The organism is Paenibacillus sp. PsM32 (assembly GCF_030433815.1).
Lineage (GTDB): Bacteria > Bacillota > Bacilli > Paenibacillales > Paenibacillaceae > Saccharibacillus > Saccharibacillus kyungheensis.
Genome location: NZ_JARUWY010000001.1, coordinates 362,217 through 381,989, shown reverse-complemented (window position 1 = coordinate 381,989; position 19,773 = coordinate 362,217). Strand labels below are relative to the sequence as shown.

The 19,773-nt window shown below is 38.4% G+C and carries 16 protein-coding genes; 12 read left to right on the top strand and 4 right to left on the bottom strand.

Features of this window, described 5'->3' with window-relative positions:
• The first annotated feature begins 103 nt into the window (after positions 1-103).
• Entirely contained in the window at positions 104-778 is a 675-nt protein-coding gene (locus tag QCD85_RS01835) for a TetR/AcrR family transcriptional regulator (RefSeq protein WP_274170469.1), read from the top strand.
• Between the two features lie 143 nt (positions 779-921).
• Here the strand turns inward: QCD85_RS01835 and QCD85_RS01830 are convergent, their stop codons facing one another.
• Positions 922-2,010, bottom strand: coding sequence for a low temperature requirement protein A (locus tag QCD85_RS01830; RefSeq protein WP_301261472.1), 1,089 nt, complete (start codon positions 2,008-2,010; stop codon positions 922-924).
• Positions 2,011-2,232: 222 nt separating this feature from the next.
• On the bottom strand, positions 2,233-3,309 hold the full coding sequence (locus QCD85_RS01825) for a polysaccharide deacetylase family protein (RefSeq protein WP_273615553.1): 1,077 nt from the start codon (positions 3,307-3,309) through the stop codon (positions 2,233-2,235).
• Positions 3,310-3,617: 308 nt separating this feature from the next.
• Here QCD85_RS01825 and QCD85_RS01820 point away from each other — a divergent pair, with 308 nt between their 5' ends.
• Together QCD85_RS01820 and QCD85_RS01815 are read left to right on the top strand one after the other, a co-directional pair.
• A complete protein-coding gene (locus QCD85_RS01820) occupies positions 3,618-5,456 on the top strand; it encodes a UbiD family decarboxylase (RefSeq protein ID WP_301261471.1) in 1,839 nt (612 codons plus the stop codon).
• Positions 5,457-5,923: 467 nt separating this feature from the next.
• Complete coding sequence (locus QCD85_RS01815) at positions 5,924-7,369, top strand: FAD/NAD(P)-binding protein (RefSeq protein WP_301261470.1); 1,446 nt, start codon at positions 5,924-5,926, stop codon at positions 7,367-7,369.
• 128 nt (positions 7,370-7,497) lie between these two features.
• Here QCD85_RS01815 and QCD85_RS01810 read toward each other — a convergent pair whose 3' ends face one another.
• The gene (locus QCD85_RS01810) at positions 7,498-7,875 is read right to left on the bottom strand and encodes a ribosomal protein L7/L12 (protein ID WP_273615556.1); all 378 of its coding nucleotides are present in this window, start codon (positions 7,873-7,875) and stop codon (positions 7,498-7,500) included.
• A 224-nt stretch (positions 7,876-8,099) separates the two neighbouring features.
• On the opposite strand from QCD85_RS01810, the gene QCD85_RS01805 reads away from it, so the two are divergent.
• Positions 8,100-8,753, top strand: coding sequence for a serine/threonine protein kinase (locus tag QCD85_RS01805; RefSeq protein ID WP_301261469.1), 654 nt, complete (start codon positions 8,100-8,102; stop codon positions 8,751-8,753).
• Positions 8,754-8,910: 157 nt separating this feature from the next.
• Positions 8,911-9,900: a D-cysteine desulfhydrase family protein gene (locus tag QCD85_RS01800; protein WP_301261468.1), complete on the top strand. Its 990-nt coding sequence runs from the start codon at positions 8,911-8,913 to the stop codon at positions 9,898-9,900.
• A gap of 138 nt (positions 9,901-10,038) precedes the next feature.
• Here the strand turns inward: QCD85_RS01800 and QCD85_RS01795 are convergent, their stop codons facing one another.
• Positions 10,039-10,659, bottom strand: a complete 621-nt coding sequence (locus QCD85_RS01795; RefSeq protein WP_273615560.1) for a 50S ribosomal protein L25 — start codon at positions 10,657-10,659, stop codon at positions 10,039-10,041.
• Between the two features lie 383 nt (positions 10,660-11,042).
• Between QCD85_RS01795 and QCD85_RS01790 the strand changes: the two genes are divergently transcribed.
• From QCD85_RS01790 to QCD85_RS01760, 7 genes are all read left to right on the top strand, one after another.
• Positions 11,043-12,224 carry a glycosyltransferase family 4 protein gene (locus QCD85_RS01790; protein WP_204824797.1) on the top strand — a complete coding sequence of 394 codons (1,182 nt, stop codon included), beginning with the start codon at positions 11,043-11,045 and terminating at the stop codon, positions 12,222-12,224.
• A gap of 1 nt (position 12,225) precedes the next feature.
• On the top strand, positions 12,226-13,335 hold the full coding sequence (locus QCD85_RS01785; protein ID WP_301261467.1) for a glycosyltransferase: 1,110 nt from the start codon (positions 12,226-12,228) through the stop codon (positions 13,333-13,335).
• Positions 13,328-14,407, top strand: a complete 1,080-nt coding sequence (locus QCD85_RS01780) for a mannose-1-phosphate guanylyltransferase (RefSeq protein WP_273615562.1) — start codon at positions 13,328-13,330, stop codon at positions 14,405-14,407. Before QCD85_RS01785 ends, QCD85_RS01780 begins: the two co-directional genes overlap by 8 nt.
• Before the next feature lie 20 nt (positions 14,408-14,427).
• The gene (locus QCD85_RS01775; protein ID WP_301261466.1) at positions 14,428-15,390 is read left to right on the top strand and encodes a DUF1861 family protein; all 963 of its coding nucleotides are present in this window, start codon (positions 14,428-14,430) and stop codon (positions 15,388-15,390) included.
• 367 nt (positions 15,391-15,757) lie between these two features.
• Entirely contained in the window at positions 15,758-16,504 is a 747-nt protein-coding gene (locus QCD85_RS01770) for a DeoR/GlpR family DNA-binding transcription regulator (protein ID WP_273615564.1), read from the top strand.
• Positions 16,505-16,506: 2 nt separating this feature from the next.
• Positions 16,507-17,418: a 1-phosphofructokinase gene (gene pfkB / locus QCD85_RS01765; protein WP_301261465.1), complete on the top strand. Its 912-nt coding sequence runs from the start codon at positions 16,507-16,509 to the stop codon at positions 17,416-17,418.
• 37 nt (positions 17,419-17,455) lie between these two features.
• Positions 17,456-19,414, top strand: coding sequence for a PTS fructose transporter subunit IIABC (locus QCD85_RS01760; protein ID WP_301261464.1), 1,959 nt, complete (start codon positions 17,456-17,458; stop codon positions 19,412-19,414).
• Positions 19,415-19,773 lie beyond the last annotated feature (359 nt).

Here is a 19,773-nt window from a genome sequence, read left to right as displayed (position 1 = left end):
ACTGTCTTTCTAACTCTACAAGTTGAATCTAACACTGTTAGATGTTATTATGAACCAATAAGAAGTAAATACCCATCTTGCAGGGTTAGATAAGAGGGATAACATGAATAAAAAATTAGCGGTTACAGAAGCCAGAGTGTTAGAAGCATCGTGGGAATTGTTAACTCAAGATGGAATTGAAAAGTTCAGTATGCGTAAATTAGCCAAGCTGATCGGGATTCAAGCACCGTCGATTTATTGGTATTTTAAAAGCAAACAATTGCTTTTTCAGGCATTAGCCAATCATGTAGCCAAAGATGTTCTTCTGGCTATGGAACCACAGGGAGATTGGAAAGAACAATTACATCATTATGCTGTTACGATGCGCAATCAATTAAAAAAGTATCCTTGCTCTGCACAATTATTAATGCAAACATTGCCTTTAGAAAGTGATTATTTACAGATGATTGATCAATTTCTACAAGCTCTGGAACCACTCTCTCTTACAGACAAAGAAAAGTTTAACTATATTATCTGTATTATTAACTATGTATTGTGTCATGAATTAGACGAGTACGAACGTCAACAAGTAGAGAATGAGTTGGAAGATGAAAATCAACAGTCATTAGAAGAATGGGCACTTCGTGCATTTGAACAAGTCCCGCCTGAAAAAGTCAGTATTATTCGCAGAATGTATACCAATGGCTTATTTGGAGAAGTAGGTACAGATGAGATGTTTGAAGCAGGGCTGGATATTTTTCTAAGTGGAATCGAACAACGAATTGCAGCCAATTTATGATCAGCCTAAGCATCACTAGCAATAGTTATGATATCTAAAAAATCCCTGTATTCTAACCTTAATCAAGGAAGGAGTACAGGGATTTTGCAAATGGTTGGTAAATGATCCGCTACCAATGAATTATAAGTCTAACGATACACATATTACGTAGTGACTTTAGCAAATAAAATAAAGAATATCATCAATTCTGCTAATACCACATGCGGTGATACCATCACCAACCAATCGAAAGCGAATAATACACCCAGTGTCAGTGCAAGTCCGATCATCACTTGAAATCGTGGCTTGAAATTATGGTAGCGATAGCGATGGAATACGATCATTACTGCTAAAAAGTAAATCAATACAGACGCAAAGGTAAAGCTCAAAATAAATAGATACGAAAGTTGCTCTAAAAAAAGCAATTGAATCGCAGCAGCAATCATACTTAGTGAAAAGTAAATAAATAGATGCCCATACATAATCGTTTGTCCGGCAGTTTGTTTTTCTTTATCCACATGCTTCTCGACATTTTCGAAATATTGCCACCAGATCGCAATAATCAACACAAATGCCATTGCAGCAAACAGGATCGACGAAGGAGTGAACTGATCAGATTGCAGTACAGACAACATACTGATTACGGACTCTCCTAATAAGATTAATGTGAATAAAGCAAATCGCTCTAGCAAATGTGCAGTATGAATCGGCGTTTTGACCAGATTTTTGCGACCGATCAAAGGCACAATAATATCGACAGCTATACCTGCGTACAAAATAAGATAACGAATCCATGAATCGAAAAATAAAGAACCACATGAAATAACAATCCCGACCCAGAAATACGTTCCGAAAAAACGAGCCGTTTCTTGGCGATGATGATTCTCCTGCGTAGTGGTGATCATGTACTGAATAACCATCAATGCCCTGAGCCCAATATATCCGATCAGAAAAGGTATGTAATTTGAATCAAAATCGATATTGAGACTGGCTGTCATAATCAGTACAAAAAATAACTGCACAATCATAAATATTCGATCTTTGGTGCTGTCTTTGCCAAAGCGATTGTTGTATACACTTTGCCCGACCCAAGCCCACCAGATCGGAATAAAAATAAGTAAAAACTTACCTAACTGTTCGAGTGAAATGCCACCATGTTCTACATGAAGTAAGACATGGGTCGCTTTGGATACAGCAGCTACAAATAGCAGATCATAAAACAACTCTAGCCAGGTCACCTTTTTTTCTAACATCAATTGCCCCCTCTTTCACCAAACTTATTTCCATATCTATTGTATAGAATTGGAAGAAAAGTGTCAGCTTATTATTTTAGCATTATCATAATTAAGTAGTTGTTATATGTAAAAGTACAACCTAAAAGTCCGCTATCTAGAGTAACTGATAGCGGACGGTATACCTATACGGATTCATTTTCATACAGGTACTAGATTGTATTTAATAGCAGATCATATTCTTTATTTAGAAGTGTCAGACTTTTCCGATTCTCCTGCTTCACGACCACTATGCTGGATCGAATCAGGAATAAATAGATTGCGTCCAGGTAGTTTGTTTTCCCACATGATTGAATTGTACAGACGTTCTGGATCAATCAGTGGAGAACCACCATTGATACGTGGAATCGTCATAAGATCGGTATCACGTGTCACCAGACCAAGCTCAGTTGTAAAAGCATAACGAATACCTACGTTTTGAGCGACTTTTTCTACTTCTGGTGTATGCAATCCGTAAGGATACGCAAATGTATTAATGACATGAGGAGTAAGCGGACGAAGTGCTTCTACACAGCGTCTAAGATCGTTCTCAATCCGTGCTAGATAATGTTCATGGGTCTCGGTTACGCCATCTTTTACCAGTGGAGCTGTAAGGGCATCAGTAGTATCGCTTGTTTTGTAATGTAATTTATCGGTATGCGCTTGAACTTCCATATTCGGATCAGAGCTAGTCATGTTTTTAATTTCGGCTTTGGTCATATGAGGAGTGGCTACAAGAGCGCCTTTACTGAAATCTCCTGTAATCACAAAGCTTACACCGGGAATATGGCGCTCTTTCATAATCGGATACGCTGTAGTATAGAAGTTCTCATATCCATCGTCAAACGTAACCAATACCGCATTATCCGGTACTTTGCCACCTTTCATAAAAAGACGGAATTGTTCCAGTGAAATAAAATTCATATCTTTAGAACGCAAATAATCCAATTGAGAAGCAAAAAGAGCAGGTGTAATAATATCTCCACCTTGTTTGATCGGATCAATATCATGATACATCAGTACAGCCACTTTATTTTGATAATGATCTTTTTTGGCAATCGAAGCAAATTGTTCTACAGGTGGAAGTTGATCTGCGGATAATGGTGGATTTACTGTTACGTTGGAAGTTCCTTGAATAGAATCTCCCAAGCGATCTGCTTGTGCAGTGGTAAAAGATGAGAAGAAATTGCGATCCGAATACACTGCCATCAAGATAAGCGCAATCGCTACTGTCGTTACCAGACCCGTAACCACATACACAGACGTTTTGAATAATTTCATACATAGATCATCCTTTATTAGAAAGTGAGAGGCATCCATAGACATAATATCGGAAAATAGAGAGTGGGATATAACATATACAGTGTAAAAAATCATTCTGACTCGTATGTAGCGTATAAGATGCGTTTTGCAGCATTATATCGTACACTAAAAAGAAGTGATCTCATGTTCACATAATAGTACCATCTCTGTATCGTTACGCCATGCCATAATGGGGATATAACATATATACTTATTTTTAAATCAAATTTTAACCAATGTAAACTGATATTATAGATCAAGTAATGAACGCAGAATGGAGCTGGAATATGAACTACCGTAATATGGAAGAATGTGTGAATGATCTGGAAAAAAACGGGCATCTGATTCGGATTCGTGAAGAAGTTGATCCTTATCTAGAGATGGCTGCGATTCATATGCGTGTATTTGAAGCAGGTGGGCCTGCACTGCTTTTTGAAAATGTAAAAGGTTCTAAATTCCGTGCCGTTTCTAATCTGTTTGGTACTGTAGAGCGAAGCAAATTCATTTTTAGAGATACATGGGAATCGACACAAAATGTAATTGCTTTGCGAAATAATCCAATGCAAGCACTGAAGCATCCTTTTCAATATGTAGGTACAGGGTTGTCTGCTCGCAAAGCATTACCTTTGAAAAAATCGAGTGGATTACCTGCCGACTTTGAAGAAATTCAGATTGCTGATCTACCGCTTATTCAGAACTGGCAAGATGATGGTGGAGCTTTTGTGACTTTGCCACAGGTCTATAGTGAAGATCCAGAAAAGCCCGGCATTATGAACTCGAATCTAGGTATGTATCGGGTGCAGTTGAATGGGAACGAGTATGAATTGAATCGGGAGATCGGTATCCATTATCAGATTCATCGGGGGATTGGGATTCATCAGGAAAAAGCTAATCGTCAAGGTAAACCGCTGAAAGTAAGCTGTTTTATCGGTGGCCCTCCAGCCCATACGTTATCTGCGGTGATGCCTTTGCCTGAAGGAATGAGTGAATTAACGTTTGCAGGATTGTTAGCAGGGCGACACTTTAGTTACAGTTATGTAGATGAATTTTGTATCAGTAATGATGCTGATTTTGTGATTACAGGTGAGATTTACCCGGATGAGACAAAGCCTGAAGGGCCGTTTGGCGATCATCTTGGATATTACAGTCTGACACATGAGTTCCCAATGTTACGAGTGCATAAAGTATACGCACGCAAAAATGCTATTTTCCCATTTACTGTAGTAGGTAGACCACCGCAAGAAGATACAGCTTTTGGTGCTTTAATTCATGAATTAACAGGTGGAGCAATCAAGCAAGAGATTCCCGGGGTCAAAGAAGTGCATGCTGTTGATGCGGCAGGTGTACATCCATTACTATTTGCAATTGGTAGTGAACGATACACCCCTTACCAGAAAGTAAAGCAACCGGCTGAGATTTTAACGATTGCCAATCGGATTCTAGGTACAGGACAGTTGAGTCTTGCCAAGTACTTATTTATGACAGCGGAAGAAGAAGAGACATTGGATTCTCACGATGTTGTACATTTTCTTACTTATATCTTGAAACGAATCAATTTGCATCGTGATATTCATTTCTATACGAATACAACAATTGATACACTGGATTATTCAGGAACAGGATTGAATACAGGTAGTAAAGTGATTTTCGCTGCTGTAGGAGAGCCAAAGCGAGAGTTATGTACAGAAGTTCCGGCGATCTTACATGATCTACCACAATGTGGAACAGCTCATCTGGTCATGCCGGGTGTGGTTGCTTTGCAAGGAGCTAGCTTTGTAGATTATGAGCATAACGAACAGCAATTAAATGATCTATGTCAGGTGATTGCCGATCGTGGTGAATTACCAGATTGTCCATTGATTATTTTGTGTGATGATAGTCCATTTTTAAGTGCGACGATTGATAATTTCTTATGGGTTACCTTTACCCGTAGCAATCCATCTCATGATATATATGGAGTAAATAGCTTTACCAAGCACAAGCATTGGGGTTGCGATAATGTTATTATTGATGCACGCACTAAGCCTCATCAAGCTCCACCATTAATCCCTGATCCTACGGTAGCGCAACATATTGAGCGACTATTTGTACAGGGAGCTAGTTTGAATTCATTAGCCAAGTCATAATCAACAGAATTACAGAAATATTGCAAAAAGAATCTTTACTCTTACCTATAGAGAAAGGTTCTTTTTGCTGTAACAAGCATTTTCAAACGTTTCGTAGTTCAAATGGTAAGAAGTTAAGAGTAGGAAAAGTTAAATATTGAAGCAATACATAGATGAATATACTATTTCTAAAAACTATAATGGAATATAAACTTACATATAATTTATAAAATTTAAAATTATATTCGTTAATTCTACCAATTTGCACCTTCTTATTTAGAAATGATGACAATAAATCTATCATTAACTTTTAAAAATAAGAATAATACATATATAATAAGTCTATTCCTTAGCAATTCTTACATCAAAATTCGAAAGTTGAAAATAATCTTTAATAAATAAAAGTAGAGTTGATATAGAACAATTCTGAATCATATAGATTTGTTCTATCTTCAAATAGATACAGAGCACAGGAAGGATGAGAGAGTATGAGCTTGGCAGAACTGAATCAACGTGTGAAAACAGACCTTTCTTATCTAGCATATGGAGGAGCCGATTGGGTACGTCCATTGCAACACCCTGAAGGACATGTCTATGATGTGGTTATTGTAGGTGGCGGTCAGAGTGGATTGGGTGCAGGTTTTGGATTGTTGCGTGAGCGGATATCGAATATTTTGATTATTGATGAAAATAAAGAAGGCGTCGAAGGCCCCTGGGAAACATATGCGCGGATGGTAACGTTGCGTACACCCAAGCATTTAACTTCGATTGATCTAGGTATTCCTTCATTAACATTCCGCTCGTGGTGGGAAGCACAGACAGGTGCAGAAGGATGGGAAGCAGTCAATAAAATTCCACGTGGAGATTGGATGAATTATCTACGCTGGTATCGCCAGATTCTGAATCTTCCAGTGCGTAATCATACACGCTTGAAGCGGATTGAACCGACTGAAGAGGGAATTCATCGTCTGCATATTGAAAGTACACAATCATCGACTGTATCATCTACAGACATATTGTTAGCACGCAAAGTAGTACTGGCAACAGGCATACAAGGAGGCGGAGAATGGCATGTTCCGCCGATGATTCATGATCATTTACCTGCACATCTCTATGCTCATACCTCGGCAAATATTGATTTCGAACCATTACGAGGTAAAAAAGTCGCTGTATTAGGCGGTGGAGCTTCTGCTTTTGATAATACGAATTTTGCACTTTCTCAAGGTGTCGGTGAAGCTCATGTATTCGTAAGACGTGAACATCTACCACGTATTAATCCTATTCGCCAAATGGAAGTCTCGGGGATGATCGAACGATTTGCCGCTTTACAAGATGAAGATAAATATGCAGCTATCGGGCACTTTTTTAAATATAATCAACCACCTACCAATGATACATTTGAACGTGCATCGGCTTGGGATGGATTCCAACTTCATTTAGGCGCACCGTGGCTAAAAGTAGAGCAAGTGGGCGACCAAGCTGTTGTCACTACACCTCAAGGCACATTTTCGTTCGACTTTTTAATTATCAGTACAGGATTGTTAAGTGATCCAGCGTTGCGTCCAGAATTGAAAGATGTAGAACCTTATATTGCACGTTGGAGTGACAAATATACACCACCAGCAGAAGTTGCCAATCCACTATTGGATGCTCATCCTTATCTTAGTCTGGGGTTTGCACTACAGAGCAGGGATGAAGTAGGGAAAGACAAATTACATGGGCTGTATGTGTTTAACTATTCTGCATTGGTTAGTTGTGGTTTGTCGGCTTCTGCGATTTCAGGGATGCGCTTTGCGATACCGAAGTTAGTCGGGGCGATAGCTGACGAATTATTTTTAGATGATCGAGCAGATATTTTACATCAATTCTTTGCTTATGCAGAAGACGAGTTTATCGGACAGTGGCCTAAAGTAGCCAACACTGTCGATGTATAATTTGTACAGTAAAGAAGATTTCTCATAAAGATTTCGGATATACAACTAAACGAGCTTATGTATCCAAAAAGTGCTTATATGCAAAGAAGTTTAGCACAGAAAAAAACCTGTAAACACATAAAGCGTGCTTACAGGTTTTTTTGTTTGTATTCATTTTCTAGTTGATCTACATAATCTTTAGCTTCTTTCAGTCCCCAACCACGAACTTCCCGTACTTCTTTGATTGCTTGAATTTTTTTGTTTTCATGAGTCAAAAACAATATCCGTTCTTCAAATGAAGCTTGATCTATCGTTGAGGGTACGCTTGTATGTTCTGGAGCACCTGTAGACGATGAGAGAGGTTTGGGACGATGGGTAGAAGTCAGTCCTCCATTACCCGGTCGATTTTTGAGCCATTCTAGATCTGATTTCATTTCATTCAGTTGACTTTGCAAGCTTATGACACGCAATAGCAACAGTACGGACAACACAAGCGCAATTATAGCTACAATTTCATATGTATTCATTTGATAACTCCTTTCTATATGTACTCATCTACAAGAGTATAGCATAGATCAATTATAGGGTCATATGATCAACAGATTGAATATCATTTATACTATAAATAGATTAAATAATGATACCTTTTGCCACATTATAACGTAGAATAATATAGTAGATTATCTACAGCATTTACATATGTAGCCACACAATAATGACTTTACGAATGAAGCTATAGGGAGCGTATTAGATGGAAAAATTATTACAGCAGGTAACCGATGAATTAATCGCTAATGTGATAGTAGAAAGTTTTCATTTTATGGAGCCTGTAAAAGTAAAAAATGCACCTCAACCATGGATTTTACTCGGTGCAGGGAATTATGCTGCTGTATTTTATCATCCTGATTATGAAGATTATGCTGTCAAAGTATATGCAGTCGGTAAGTCCGGCTTACAAGAAGAAGCTAAAGTATATGAAAAGCTAGGCGTACATCCTGCCTATTCTGCTTGTTATTATGTAGGGGCGAACTTTTTGGTATTGAAACGTCTACGTGGTGTAACCGTCTATGAATGTATGAAAAAAGGGATTCTCGTATCCGAGCAAGCGATCAAAGATATTGATGCAGCACTAGATTATGCTCGCTCTAAAGGATTACGTCCTCACGATATTCATGGCAAAAATGTTATGGTCGAAAATGGACGAGGATTAATCGTCGATATCTCTGACTTTTACAAACAAGAAGAATGTAAAATGTGGAGCGACTTCAAAAAGGCATATTACCGTTTGTATTTACCAGTAGCTTCCCGTATCTTATTTCCTGTTCCCGGTGTCATGTTAGAAGGCGTGCGCAAAGGCTATCAAGTATACCGCAAACGTAAAAAAGCCCAACTTGCCAGACACTGACTTTATGTAGTGTCTTTTTTTAGTTATACTCATCCCTTATATATGGCTGATTGTGTTTGTCTTTATCAAAAAGAAGGTAATAGATAGGATTATGATTGATGCAATCAATATTGAACTGGTTGTTCTAATGCTAGTGTTTAATAAGGAGGTCTAACTTATGATTCATCTTCCAGAACGGGTTGTACTGGCTAATCTACCGACCAAGATAGAAAAATTAGATCGTTTATCTGCACAGTTGCAAGGGCCTTCTTTGTATATCAAACGAGATGATCAGACAGGAACTGAATTTGCAGGTAACAAGATTCGTAAGCTGGAATATTGTATTCGTGAAGCACTGGATCAAGGGTGCGATACATTGATCACTTGTGGAGGGATTCAATCTAATCATTGTCGGGCTACCGCCGCGGCAGCAGCAAAGTTAGGCTTAAAAGCTATCGTTGTATTACGTGGTGAGCAACCTGATACGTATGAAGGAAACGTTCTATTGGATCATTTGTTAGGTGCCGAAGTACGCTGGATTAGTAGTGAAGCTTATCGTGATCACCGGATGGATATTATGAATAATATTGGTAGTGAAGTCTCTGCACATGGACAACAAGCTTATGTTATTCCAGAAGGAGCTTCCAGTGGTATCGGTGCATTTGGATATTATACAGCGCTACAAGAAATCGTACAGCAAGAACAAGAGTTAGGAATTTCATTTGATGCGATTGTTGTAGCATTAGGGTCGGGTGGGACACATGCTGGATTACTGCTAGCTCAACAACTACTCGAAACTTCGCACCGGATCATAGGAATCAATGTATGTGATGATGAACAATATTTTCAAAAAGCGATCTCTACAGTTATCCAAGAAAGTTCGCAATATATCGATCAACCTGTACATATACCGTTAAAAGCGATAGAAATCATAGACGGTTATGTAGGGAAAGGCTATGCTCAGAGTCAACCGCAAGAATTAAAATGTATCCAAGACTTAGCTTCATTAGAGGGTGTGATTCTTGATCCTGTATATACGGGCAAAGCTTTTTACGGGTTATTAGAAGAAATTCGCAAAGGCACATTCGAGGGTATGCAAAACATTTTATTTATTCATACGGGTGGTCTGTATGGATTATTTCCACATGCTTCATCGTTTCAATTTTGAAAGTGAACACAAAAAAGTCCACTAAACACACAATAATAAAGTGTTAGCAGACTTATAAGTTAAGAATAAATAAATACAATATACGATATTGATTTATTTTAACATAAGTTTATATCGTATAAAATCTACAAAAAGTAATTATGCTGATGGTTTGTCTACTTCTGGAACGACTGGAGTAGCTTCTGCTGATTCATCTTCTAGCTCAGCTTCAATCGCAGCAGATACTTTGATTACAACAGCTGTAGGATCTGTTAATACTTCAATTCCTTTGTGGAATTCAAGATCAGATACTAATAAATGATCACCGATACCGACTTTGGTAATATCGACTTCAAATGCACTTAGCAAGTCATCAGGCATACAGCGAACTTCAACTTCATACAATTCAACTTGCATAACGCCACCTTCGTATACACCAATAGGTTCGCCAGAGAAATGAATGGTTACTTTAGTGTCCATCGCTACATTCATATTCAATTGGTGAAAATCGATATGCAAGATTTTGCGACTAATTGGATCTTTTTGAATATGTTGAATCGTAACCGGCTTTTTACCTTTTTGCGGGATATCAGCCATAAGAATAGCACGAGGATTTTCTTTAATAGTAGCTAAAAACAATTTCTCTTCCACCATCACAGAAACACTACCAATGTCTTTGCCGTACACAGTAGCAGGAATATGACCACTGTTTCTTAGACCACGAATTTGCGAACCTGTTTGTTGGCTACTACGTTCATTTAATACGATAGCATTACTCATTTGTATTGCCTCCTTGGACATTCAAGAAAATTTTACGCAAAAAAAGCCGATTAGCAATGAATGTCTAATCAGCTCGCTATGCGAACACATTTTCTTGTTGTTATCTAATATGTTACTACAAGTTTAGTGCTTGTCAAATATGTTACCTTAGAAAGTCAATTATTTGACAACTTATCTATACAATGGTAAAGTTAGGGAAGCAGATAGGAACGGAAAGATACACATATCAGCTAAGAACATACATCATGACTACATTTAATAACGCACACTATAAATACACACTCCAATATAAAATCAACTCGATCTTAAGAAATAAAGATATCTTTATTTCTTTTTTGTTATTTGATTTTGGAAAAAAATATAATAAAAGGGAGATAATAACTATGAATGAAGAGACAACAAAACGCAATATTGTATTTTTGGGAACAAGTCTGCCAAGAGAATGCGGGTTGGCTACGTTCTCGCAAGATATGCTTGATGAAATTAAAAAAATAAATGACTTTAATCCACCGCATATTATGGCGGTTAATAATGATAAATCTTATGAATACGGCAGTCAGGTAATGGGCGAAATTAATCAATTTGAACGGGCAGATTACTTGCGAGCGGCTAATGATTTGAATCAATCCAATACAGATGTACTGGTTATTCAACATGAGTTCGGTATTTATGGCGGTGAAAGTGGAGAATATGTTGTCGAACTTGCAGCGCAGTTAACAATACCTTTTATAGTTATTTTCCATACTGTTCTATCTGAACCTAGTGATAAACAGCGTCAAATTATGAAACAACTTGCTGATCTTAGTTATAAAGTAGTAACAATGGTAGAGAATAAAGTACAGGACTTAATCGAAGTGTATAATATTCCTGCTGAAAAAATAAAAATGTATCATCATGGTGTTCCTTTTGTTGACACAGGTAGTCGTACAGAATTGAAAGAGCGTTATGGATATAGCGATCGCCAAGTTTTATCTACATTTGGATTTCTGAGTCCAGGTAAAGGGATCGAATATGCTATTCAAGCGATGAGCGGTGTAGTCAAAACCCATCCAGAAGCACTTTATATTATCTGGGGCAAAACGCATCCTGTGGTTAAGCAACAAGTAGGTGAAGTATATCGTCAGAAGCTAACTGATTTGGTATCTGAACTTGGACTTGAAAATAATGTTGCGTTCGTCGATCGACTGTTAACACAAGAAGAAGTGGTTCAGTCGCTAGTATTGTCTGATGTGTATTTGACTCCTTATTTAGGCAAAGATCAAGCAGTTAGTGGCACGTTAGCTTATGGCATAGGGTATGGAAGAGTTATTATTTCGACTCCTTACCGTTATGCAATAGAAATGTTAGCAGACGGAAGAGGATTGCTAGCAGAATTTAACGACTCGGCTTCTTTGGAAACGCATATTTTGAATATATTAGATCATCCAGCACTTAAAGCAGAAATGGAAGAAAAAACGATGGCTTTAGGAAAAACAATGATGTGGAGCGAAGTAGCGAAGTCTTATGCTCAGTTGTTTCGTGAAGTCATGTCAAGCAGTTACGGATTAAAAGGGAGTGCAGTTTAAAATGGAAAATATCATCGATTCAACGCCAACATATACTCTATCAGCACACTATTTACGACGCTTAACCGATGATACAGGTATTTTTCAACATACCAAATTTGGTATTCCTGACCGTTCAAAAGGATATACTTCTGATGATAATGCAAGAGCATTAATAGCAGCGGTATTACTATACAAAACCAAACAAGATCAAGCGTCTCTGGATCTTGTTCATACGTATCTTGCGTTTATCTATCATGCTCAAAATGAAAATGGTAGTTTCCGTAACTTTATGGATTATAATCGTACATTTATAGAAAAAACAGGTTCAGAAGATTGTCAGGGCAGATGCCTATGGGCACTGGGTGTAACGATTGCTGAACCTTCGATTCCAGATAATTTGCAGAATACTTGTAAATTTATGATTAATCGTGCGCTTCCCTTTTTGGAAAATATCCGCGCGCCAAGAGCGATCGGTTATGCATTAATTGGTCTGACGACGATGTTAGAAACACCGGATGCACTAACCTATACATTCCCATTTGCTACAGGGGAAAGATCAGGCGCTTCTTTCTTACCACGTATACGAATTGAAGCATTGATTCAGAATATGGGTATTCGTCTGCATAATCTATATCAAGGTCATGCTAGTGCAGATTGGCATTGGTTTGAAGATAAAGTGACTTATGGTAATGCTATGTTACCGTGGGCTTTGTTCAAAGCATCTCAATTTTCGAACACTGCTGCTTTTCAGCAGACAGCGCGAGAAAGCTTAGATTTTCTAGCAGAATTAACATTTACAGATGAAGGTTATTTCAAGCCGATTGGTAGTCATGGTTGGTTACAGCGTGGGAAGCCTGCTGCACCGTATGATGAGCAACCGATTGAAGCTTCGGAAATGCTTATGGCTTGTTATGAAGCGTACAAAGTGCTTGGCGTACAAAAGTATCATGATCAAGCTTTGCTATGTTATCAATGGTTCCACGGTCGCAATTCACGCAATGAATCGTTGATCGATCGTCAAACAGGTGGATGTTATGATGGAATTCATGCGGTAGGCTTAAATCTCAATCAAGGGTCAGAGAATATCGTCTCTTACTGCATGGCTCATGCGGTGATGGGTAATGAATAGATTTGCAACGATTCTGGCAGGTGGCGGAGGCACAAGATTCTGGCCTCTATCCCGTCAAGATCTTCCTAAACAATTATTAAATATCAGTGGTAACGATATTATGTTAAATGATACAATTCAGCGCTTTGATGGAGTTATCCCTATGGAGAATACGATTATTGTGACTCATCGTTCTCAAGCTGTTTTACTGGAAAGTATTATGCATACCAGTGTGCAAGCTTCTAATATTCTTGTCGAACCTGTATCCAAAAATACAGCCGCCAGTATTTTGCTAGCGGCTCTCTATATCGAAAAAAATCATGGGGATTCGTTAATGATTGTTTTTCCTTCCGATCATCATATTACTCAGGAAGAAAAATTTCGTGCTAAATTAGAAGAAGCATGCCAAATTGCTATGGAAACTGATAAAATTGTGACTATAGGAATTAAGCCTACTTTTGCAGCAACAGGCTATGGTTATATTTCATGTAAAAGTGAACCTATGATGAGTGTACCTTGTCCTGTATATGAAGTGGCTGAATTTGTAGAAAAGCCTACGTTTGTCAAAGCGAAGTCTTATCTGGAAACGGGTCATTATCTATGGAATAGTGGTATGTTTATCTGGAAAACGTCTACGATTATTGATAATTTTAAGCGTTTTCTGCCGAGATTGTACAAAACGATGGTTCCTTTGATTGCTTATCTAGGAACGGATCAAGAAGAAGAAATGATCAATCAGATTTATCCGCTATTGCAAAACATTTCGATCGATTACGGTATTCTAGAACGTTGTGATGAAGTGGTTGTGCTTGAAGGCGATTTTGGTTGGAATGATATCGGAAGCTGGGATGCGTTGGGAGCTATTTTCCCACCGGATGAAGAAGGCAATATTGTTAAAGCCAATTATGTAGGTATTGATACGCGTAATTCGATTATTTATGGAGAAAAGCGATTGATTACTACGATAGGAATTGACCATTTAATTATTGCTGATACGGAAGATGCGTTGTTGATCTGTGCCAAAGATCGTGCGCAAGATATTAAAGATATGGTAATCATGCTAAAAGAAAAAGGACTTCAGGAATATACCTGAGAAAGGTTGCCTCTTACCTCATGATGAAATTAGAATGGGATATCAAAACGTGCCGGGAACTACTGCTAGAATATACACCTGCTAAGGAAAAAGGAACCAAGATTCACTTTACAGGAGTAGAGAATCTGGATGTGTATAATATTACAGCTCCGTTTTGGAATGAAGGCGAATTGTATATTGCTGGACGTGTCGAAGCAAGAAATTCCGAAGATTCTGAAGTAATCTTTTTTACTCGTAATGGAGATGTCTGGGAACCGAAAGAAGATTTAACTCCGTTTCAATTACAAGATCCATTTATTACAAGGCTGGATAATGAATTGATTTTTGGTGGTGTTGAAATTTATCGTAATCAAGAACCAGATCACAAAATCATCGGCTGGCGTACTTTATTGTATCGTGGCAAAACGATTCGTGATTTTGAATATGCAGTCAGTGGGCCATGGAGTATGAAAGATCTTCGTCTCAATGAAATGGCTGATGGTAATATAGCTGTTTTTTCTAGACCTTTTGGTGTAGAAGGGGCGGTAGCTTTGATTGGATTTGGTATTTTTGAATCTTTCCAAAATTTATCAGAGTCTAATATTATTAGTGCTCCTGTATTTAAAGATCAATTTGATAAAAATGAATGGGGCGGCGCTAACGAAATTCATTTATTGAAAAATGGCTTATTGGGTGTATTGGGGCATATAGCGTATCGAGACGAACAGAAAATGCTTCATTATCATGCGATGTCTTTTGTCGTGAATCCATGGACACGCGAGAAATCTGCAATGAAAATTATAGCAGTTCGAAGTGATTTTCCTGAAGGGCCTGCTAAGCGTCCTGATCTGGTAGATGTTATTTTCAGTGGCGGAATGACTCGTGAAGCGAATGATCGTGCGATCTTGTACGTAGGTGCTAGCGATGTGGAATCGTATTGTTTGGATATTCCTGATCCATTTACAGAGTACGAGCAGATTGTTCTGGCAGAAGCGATGTCATAAGAGTCTATCAAGAACTTATTTTAGATAGAAGTACGATACAAATAAAGAAGGCTATCTCCTGTCAGTAATCTGATAAGGGATAGCCTTTTATTTATGATCAGATTAAGCTTTCAGATCATTGGTATAAAAAAGCTCCTAATTAGAATAGAGATCAATAACGTACATATGATGCAGATGGCTTTATAAAATGTATTAGTTTACCGAAAAGAATAATAGTGAATCTTATCAAACAATCCAATTTCCTCCAAATATTTATCAAAATGTGAACGAAAACAGTCATTGATTGAATTTTTATGGATTATTTTGAACGAAAATGATTGTTTTTTGTTAGGTTTGTGATACGATAGTTGGAGTTGGAGGAATGAACATGCTGACAGAAGAACGCTACCATTTAATTCTACAGCGCTTACAGGAACGAAGCATAGTTAAATTACAAGAATTAGTTGATATTTTAGGTGCTTCTGAATCAACGATTCGACGTGATTTGATCGATCTTGAAAGTCGCCAACTGCTAAAGCGTATACATGGGGGAGCAGCCCTAGTTCATCAAAAAAGCCAGGAACCTGGTATGGACGAAAAAACATTCACAAACGTTCAACAAAAAGATGTAATCGCTAAATTAGCAGCACAAGAGCTTTTGGATGGAGAATGTATCTATCTAGATGCAGGTACCACTACGCTTGCCATGATTCCTTATATTGAAGCCAAAGACATTACAGTCGTGACCAATGGATTGTCTCATGTAGAAGCGCTCGTTCATCAACAGATCCGCAGTTATTTGTTGGGAGGGATGATGAAAATGCATACTAAAGCCGTTATTGGAAGTATAGCGCTCCAAAATATGGACAACTTCCGCTTTGATAAATGTTTTCTCGGAGCAAACGGTATTGATGCAGAGATGGGATATACGACTCCAGACCCTGAAGAAGCTTTAATTAAAAGACGTGCACATGAATTGTCCAGTCAGACGTATATATTAGCTGACTCTAGTAAGATCGGTGAGATTACGTTTGCCAAATTGTTTAGTCTTAATGAAGCCGTATTGATCACAGAAGCGATGCCAGAACAATGGCAACGTTCGATTGCTCAAAAAACTAAAATAATCGAGGGATAACCATGATATATACAATAACGCTTAATCCTTCCATAGACTATATCGTGGAAGTAGACGAATTGAAGTTGGGTGACTTGAACCGCATGAAGCGTGACTTAAAGCTTCCGGGTGGTAAAGGCATTAACGTATCTCGTATTTTGAATCGTTTGGATGCACCGAATACAGCACTTGGATTTGTTGGTGGATTTTCCGGTCAATATATAGAAGATAAACTTCATGCTGAACATATTTCGACTGATTTTGTTCATGTGGCAGATGATACACGCATCAATGTAAAACTCAAGCATGGAGAAGAAACAGAGATCAATGGTCAAGGGCCGAATATCAGTACGGAAGAAGCTGATGCGCTGGTAGCCAAATTATCTCAATTGAACAAAGAAGACGTGGTTGTTCTTTCAGGAAGTGTACCCCCGTCTTTGGGAGCGAATTTCTATGATCGTCTGATCGAAGTATGTAAGCAGACAGGAGCAGAATTTGTAATTGATACGACAGGGCCAGCATTGCTCAAAGCACTTGCAGATCGTCCATTATTAGTGAAGCCTAATCATCATGAATTAGCAGAACTGTTCAGCGTTGTGATTGCAAGTCGTGAAGATATTATTACGTACGGTCGCAAATTGCTAGAACTTGGTGCTCAACATGTATTGATCTCGATGGCTGGTGACGGTGCATTGTTGATTACACCGGAAGAAGTCTATCATGCTAATGTGCCTAAAGGAACGGTCAAAAACTCTGTTGGAGCAGGCGATTCTATGATCGCTGGATTTACCGGTACACTGGTATCGACTCATGATCCTCTTGAAGCTTTCCGTACAGGTGTTGCTTCTGGTAGTGCAACTGCTTTTTCAGACGATCTAGCGACACGTGAAAAAATCGACGAATTACGTCCACAAGTTACTATTGTTACATTATAAAAGCTGTTGATTGAATCCAATAAAGGAGTGTAACCTAATGAGAATTACAGATCTAATGATCAAAGAAACGATGATCATGGACTTACAGGCAACAACCAAAGAAGCAGCGATTGATGAATTGATCGCTAGTCTTGCAACCAGTGGAAGAATCAATGACAAAGTACTATTTAAAGAAAAGATTTTGAAACGTGAAAGCGAATCAAGTACGGGTATTGGTGGCGGTATTGCGATGCCTCATGCCAAAACAACAGCGGTAAACGAGCCTACAGTTGTTTTTGCTAAAAGCACAAGAGGGGTAGATTACGAGTCTCTTGATGGTGAACCTGCTCATTTGTTCTTTATGATCGCAGCACCAGAAGGAGCAGCAAATACACATTTGCGTACATTAGCTGCGCTCTCTAAGCTACTGATTGATAGCGATTTCATCGAAAAATTGATGAATACAACCAGTCCTGACGAAGTATCCGCACTTTTCGATACACAACAAGCTGAAAAAGAAGCGGCGGAAAAAGCAAAAGCTGAAGCCAAAGCAGCAAGAGAACAAGCCAAACAACAAGAAAATGCAACAGTGCAACAAGCAGAAGCTACGCTGGAAGGCAAAGACAACAAACCATTCGTGGTTGCTGTTACCGCTTGTCCTACAGGGATTGCTCATACCTTTATGGCAGAAGACGCATTGATCAAAAAAGCGCAAGAAATGGGCGTAGAGATCAGAGTCGAAACAAACGGTTCCGAAGGTGCTCAGACTGTACTAACTGACGATGAAATTCGTCGTGCAAGTGGTGTTATTGTAGCCGCTGACAAAAATGTAGAAATGGCGCGCTTTGATGGTAAGCCTGTTTTACAAAGACCGGTTAGTGATGGTATTCGCAAATCCGAAGAGTTGATTCGCAAAGCGATGAATGGAGACGCTCCAATCTATCATAGTGCTGGAGGCAAATCGTCTTCTGAAGCTTCATCTTCAAATGAAAAAACAAAAATAGGTAGCAAAATTTATAAAGACTTAATGAATGGTATCTCTCATATGTTGCCGTTCGTTGTCGGTGGTGGTATTTTACTTGCGATCTCGTTCTTAATCGAACAGACAGCAGGCGAGAATAGCCAAATCTTCAAGTTATTGCAAACGATCGGTGGCGGAGAAGGCGCATTCTTCTTCCTGATTCCAATCCTAGCTGGTTTTATCGCAATGAGTATTGGGGATCGTCCTGCTTTAATGCCTGGTATGGTCGGCGGTCTAATGGCAGCGAACTCTAACGCTGGTTTCCTCGGCGGTCTAGCAGCTGGTTTCTTGGCAGGTTATGTGATCCTTGCTCTACGTAAGTTACTTGCTGGATTACCAAAAACATTAGATGGTCTCAAACCGATTTTGTTATATCCTGTACTTGGTCTGTTAATTACCGGTACGATTTCGTACTATATCTTCGATCCAATCTTTGGTGGTATTAATACGTGGTTGGTTAACGTCTTGAATAACCTGGGAACAGGAAATGCTGTTATTCTAGGTCTGATCTTAGGCGGAATGATGTCAATCGATATGGGTGGGCCATTTAACAAAGCCGCTTATGCGTTTGCGATCGGTGTATTTACATCAAGTGGTAATGTAAATGGTACAATGATGGCGGCTGTTATGGCAGGCGGTATGGTTCCTCCACTTGCGATTGCTTTGGCTACTACATTCTTCAAAAACAAATTTACAGAGCAAGAACGTAAGTCTGGTCTAACTAACTATGTACTTGGATTATCCTTTATAACCGAAGGTGCGATTCCTTTTGCAGCAGCGGATCCATTACGTATTCTAACGTCTTGTATTATCGGTTCTGCAGTTGCAGGGGGCTTGACGCAATTCTGGGGAATTAATATTCCTGCACCTCATGGTGGGATTTTCGTAGCAGCTCTTGCTAATCATGCTTTATTATTCTTATTAGCTGTTGCTATTGGCGCTGTTATTTCTGGTTTGATTTTAGGAATATGGAAAAAAGTACTTGTAGCTAAATAATAAAAGATAATACTCAAAACCTCTGTGTGAAGATCAAGCTGATTGGATATAGCTAATGTTCTTCTCACAGAGGTTTTTTTGGTATCATTTTGCAAAAGTAACACATTTAAATGTCGAATTTTGTATTGTATGACCATTTCATAAAAATAAATAAAGAAAATGAGCGAATTCATGCAAATAAATGTAAATATTAGGCAAGATAATGACGATATATAATCTATAACTCCTAGTATATTAAATAGTTCAAAAGAATTATAAAAATCTATTTACAGTCTATGAAAACGCTGTTATAATCAAAATCAATCAAGATTAATCACAAACGATCACGAAAATTGTCGAAAAAAATCAGTAAACGATCA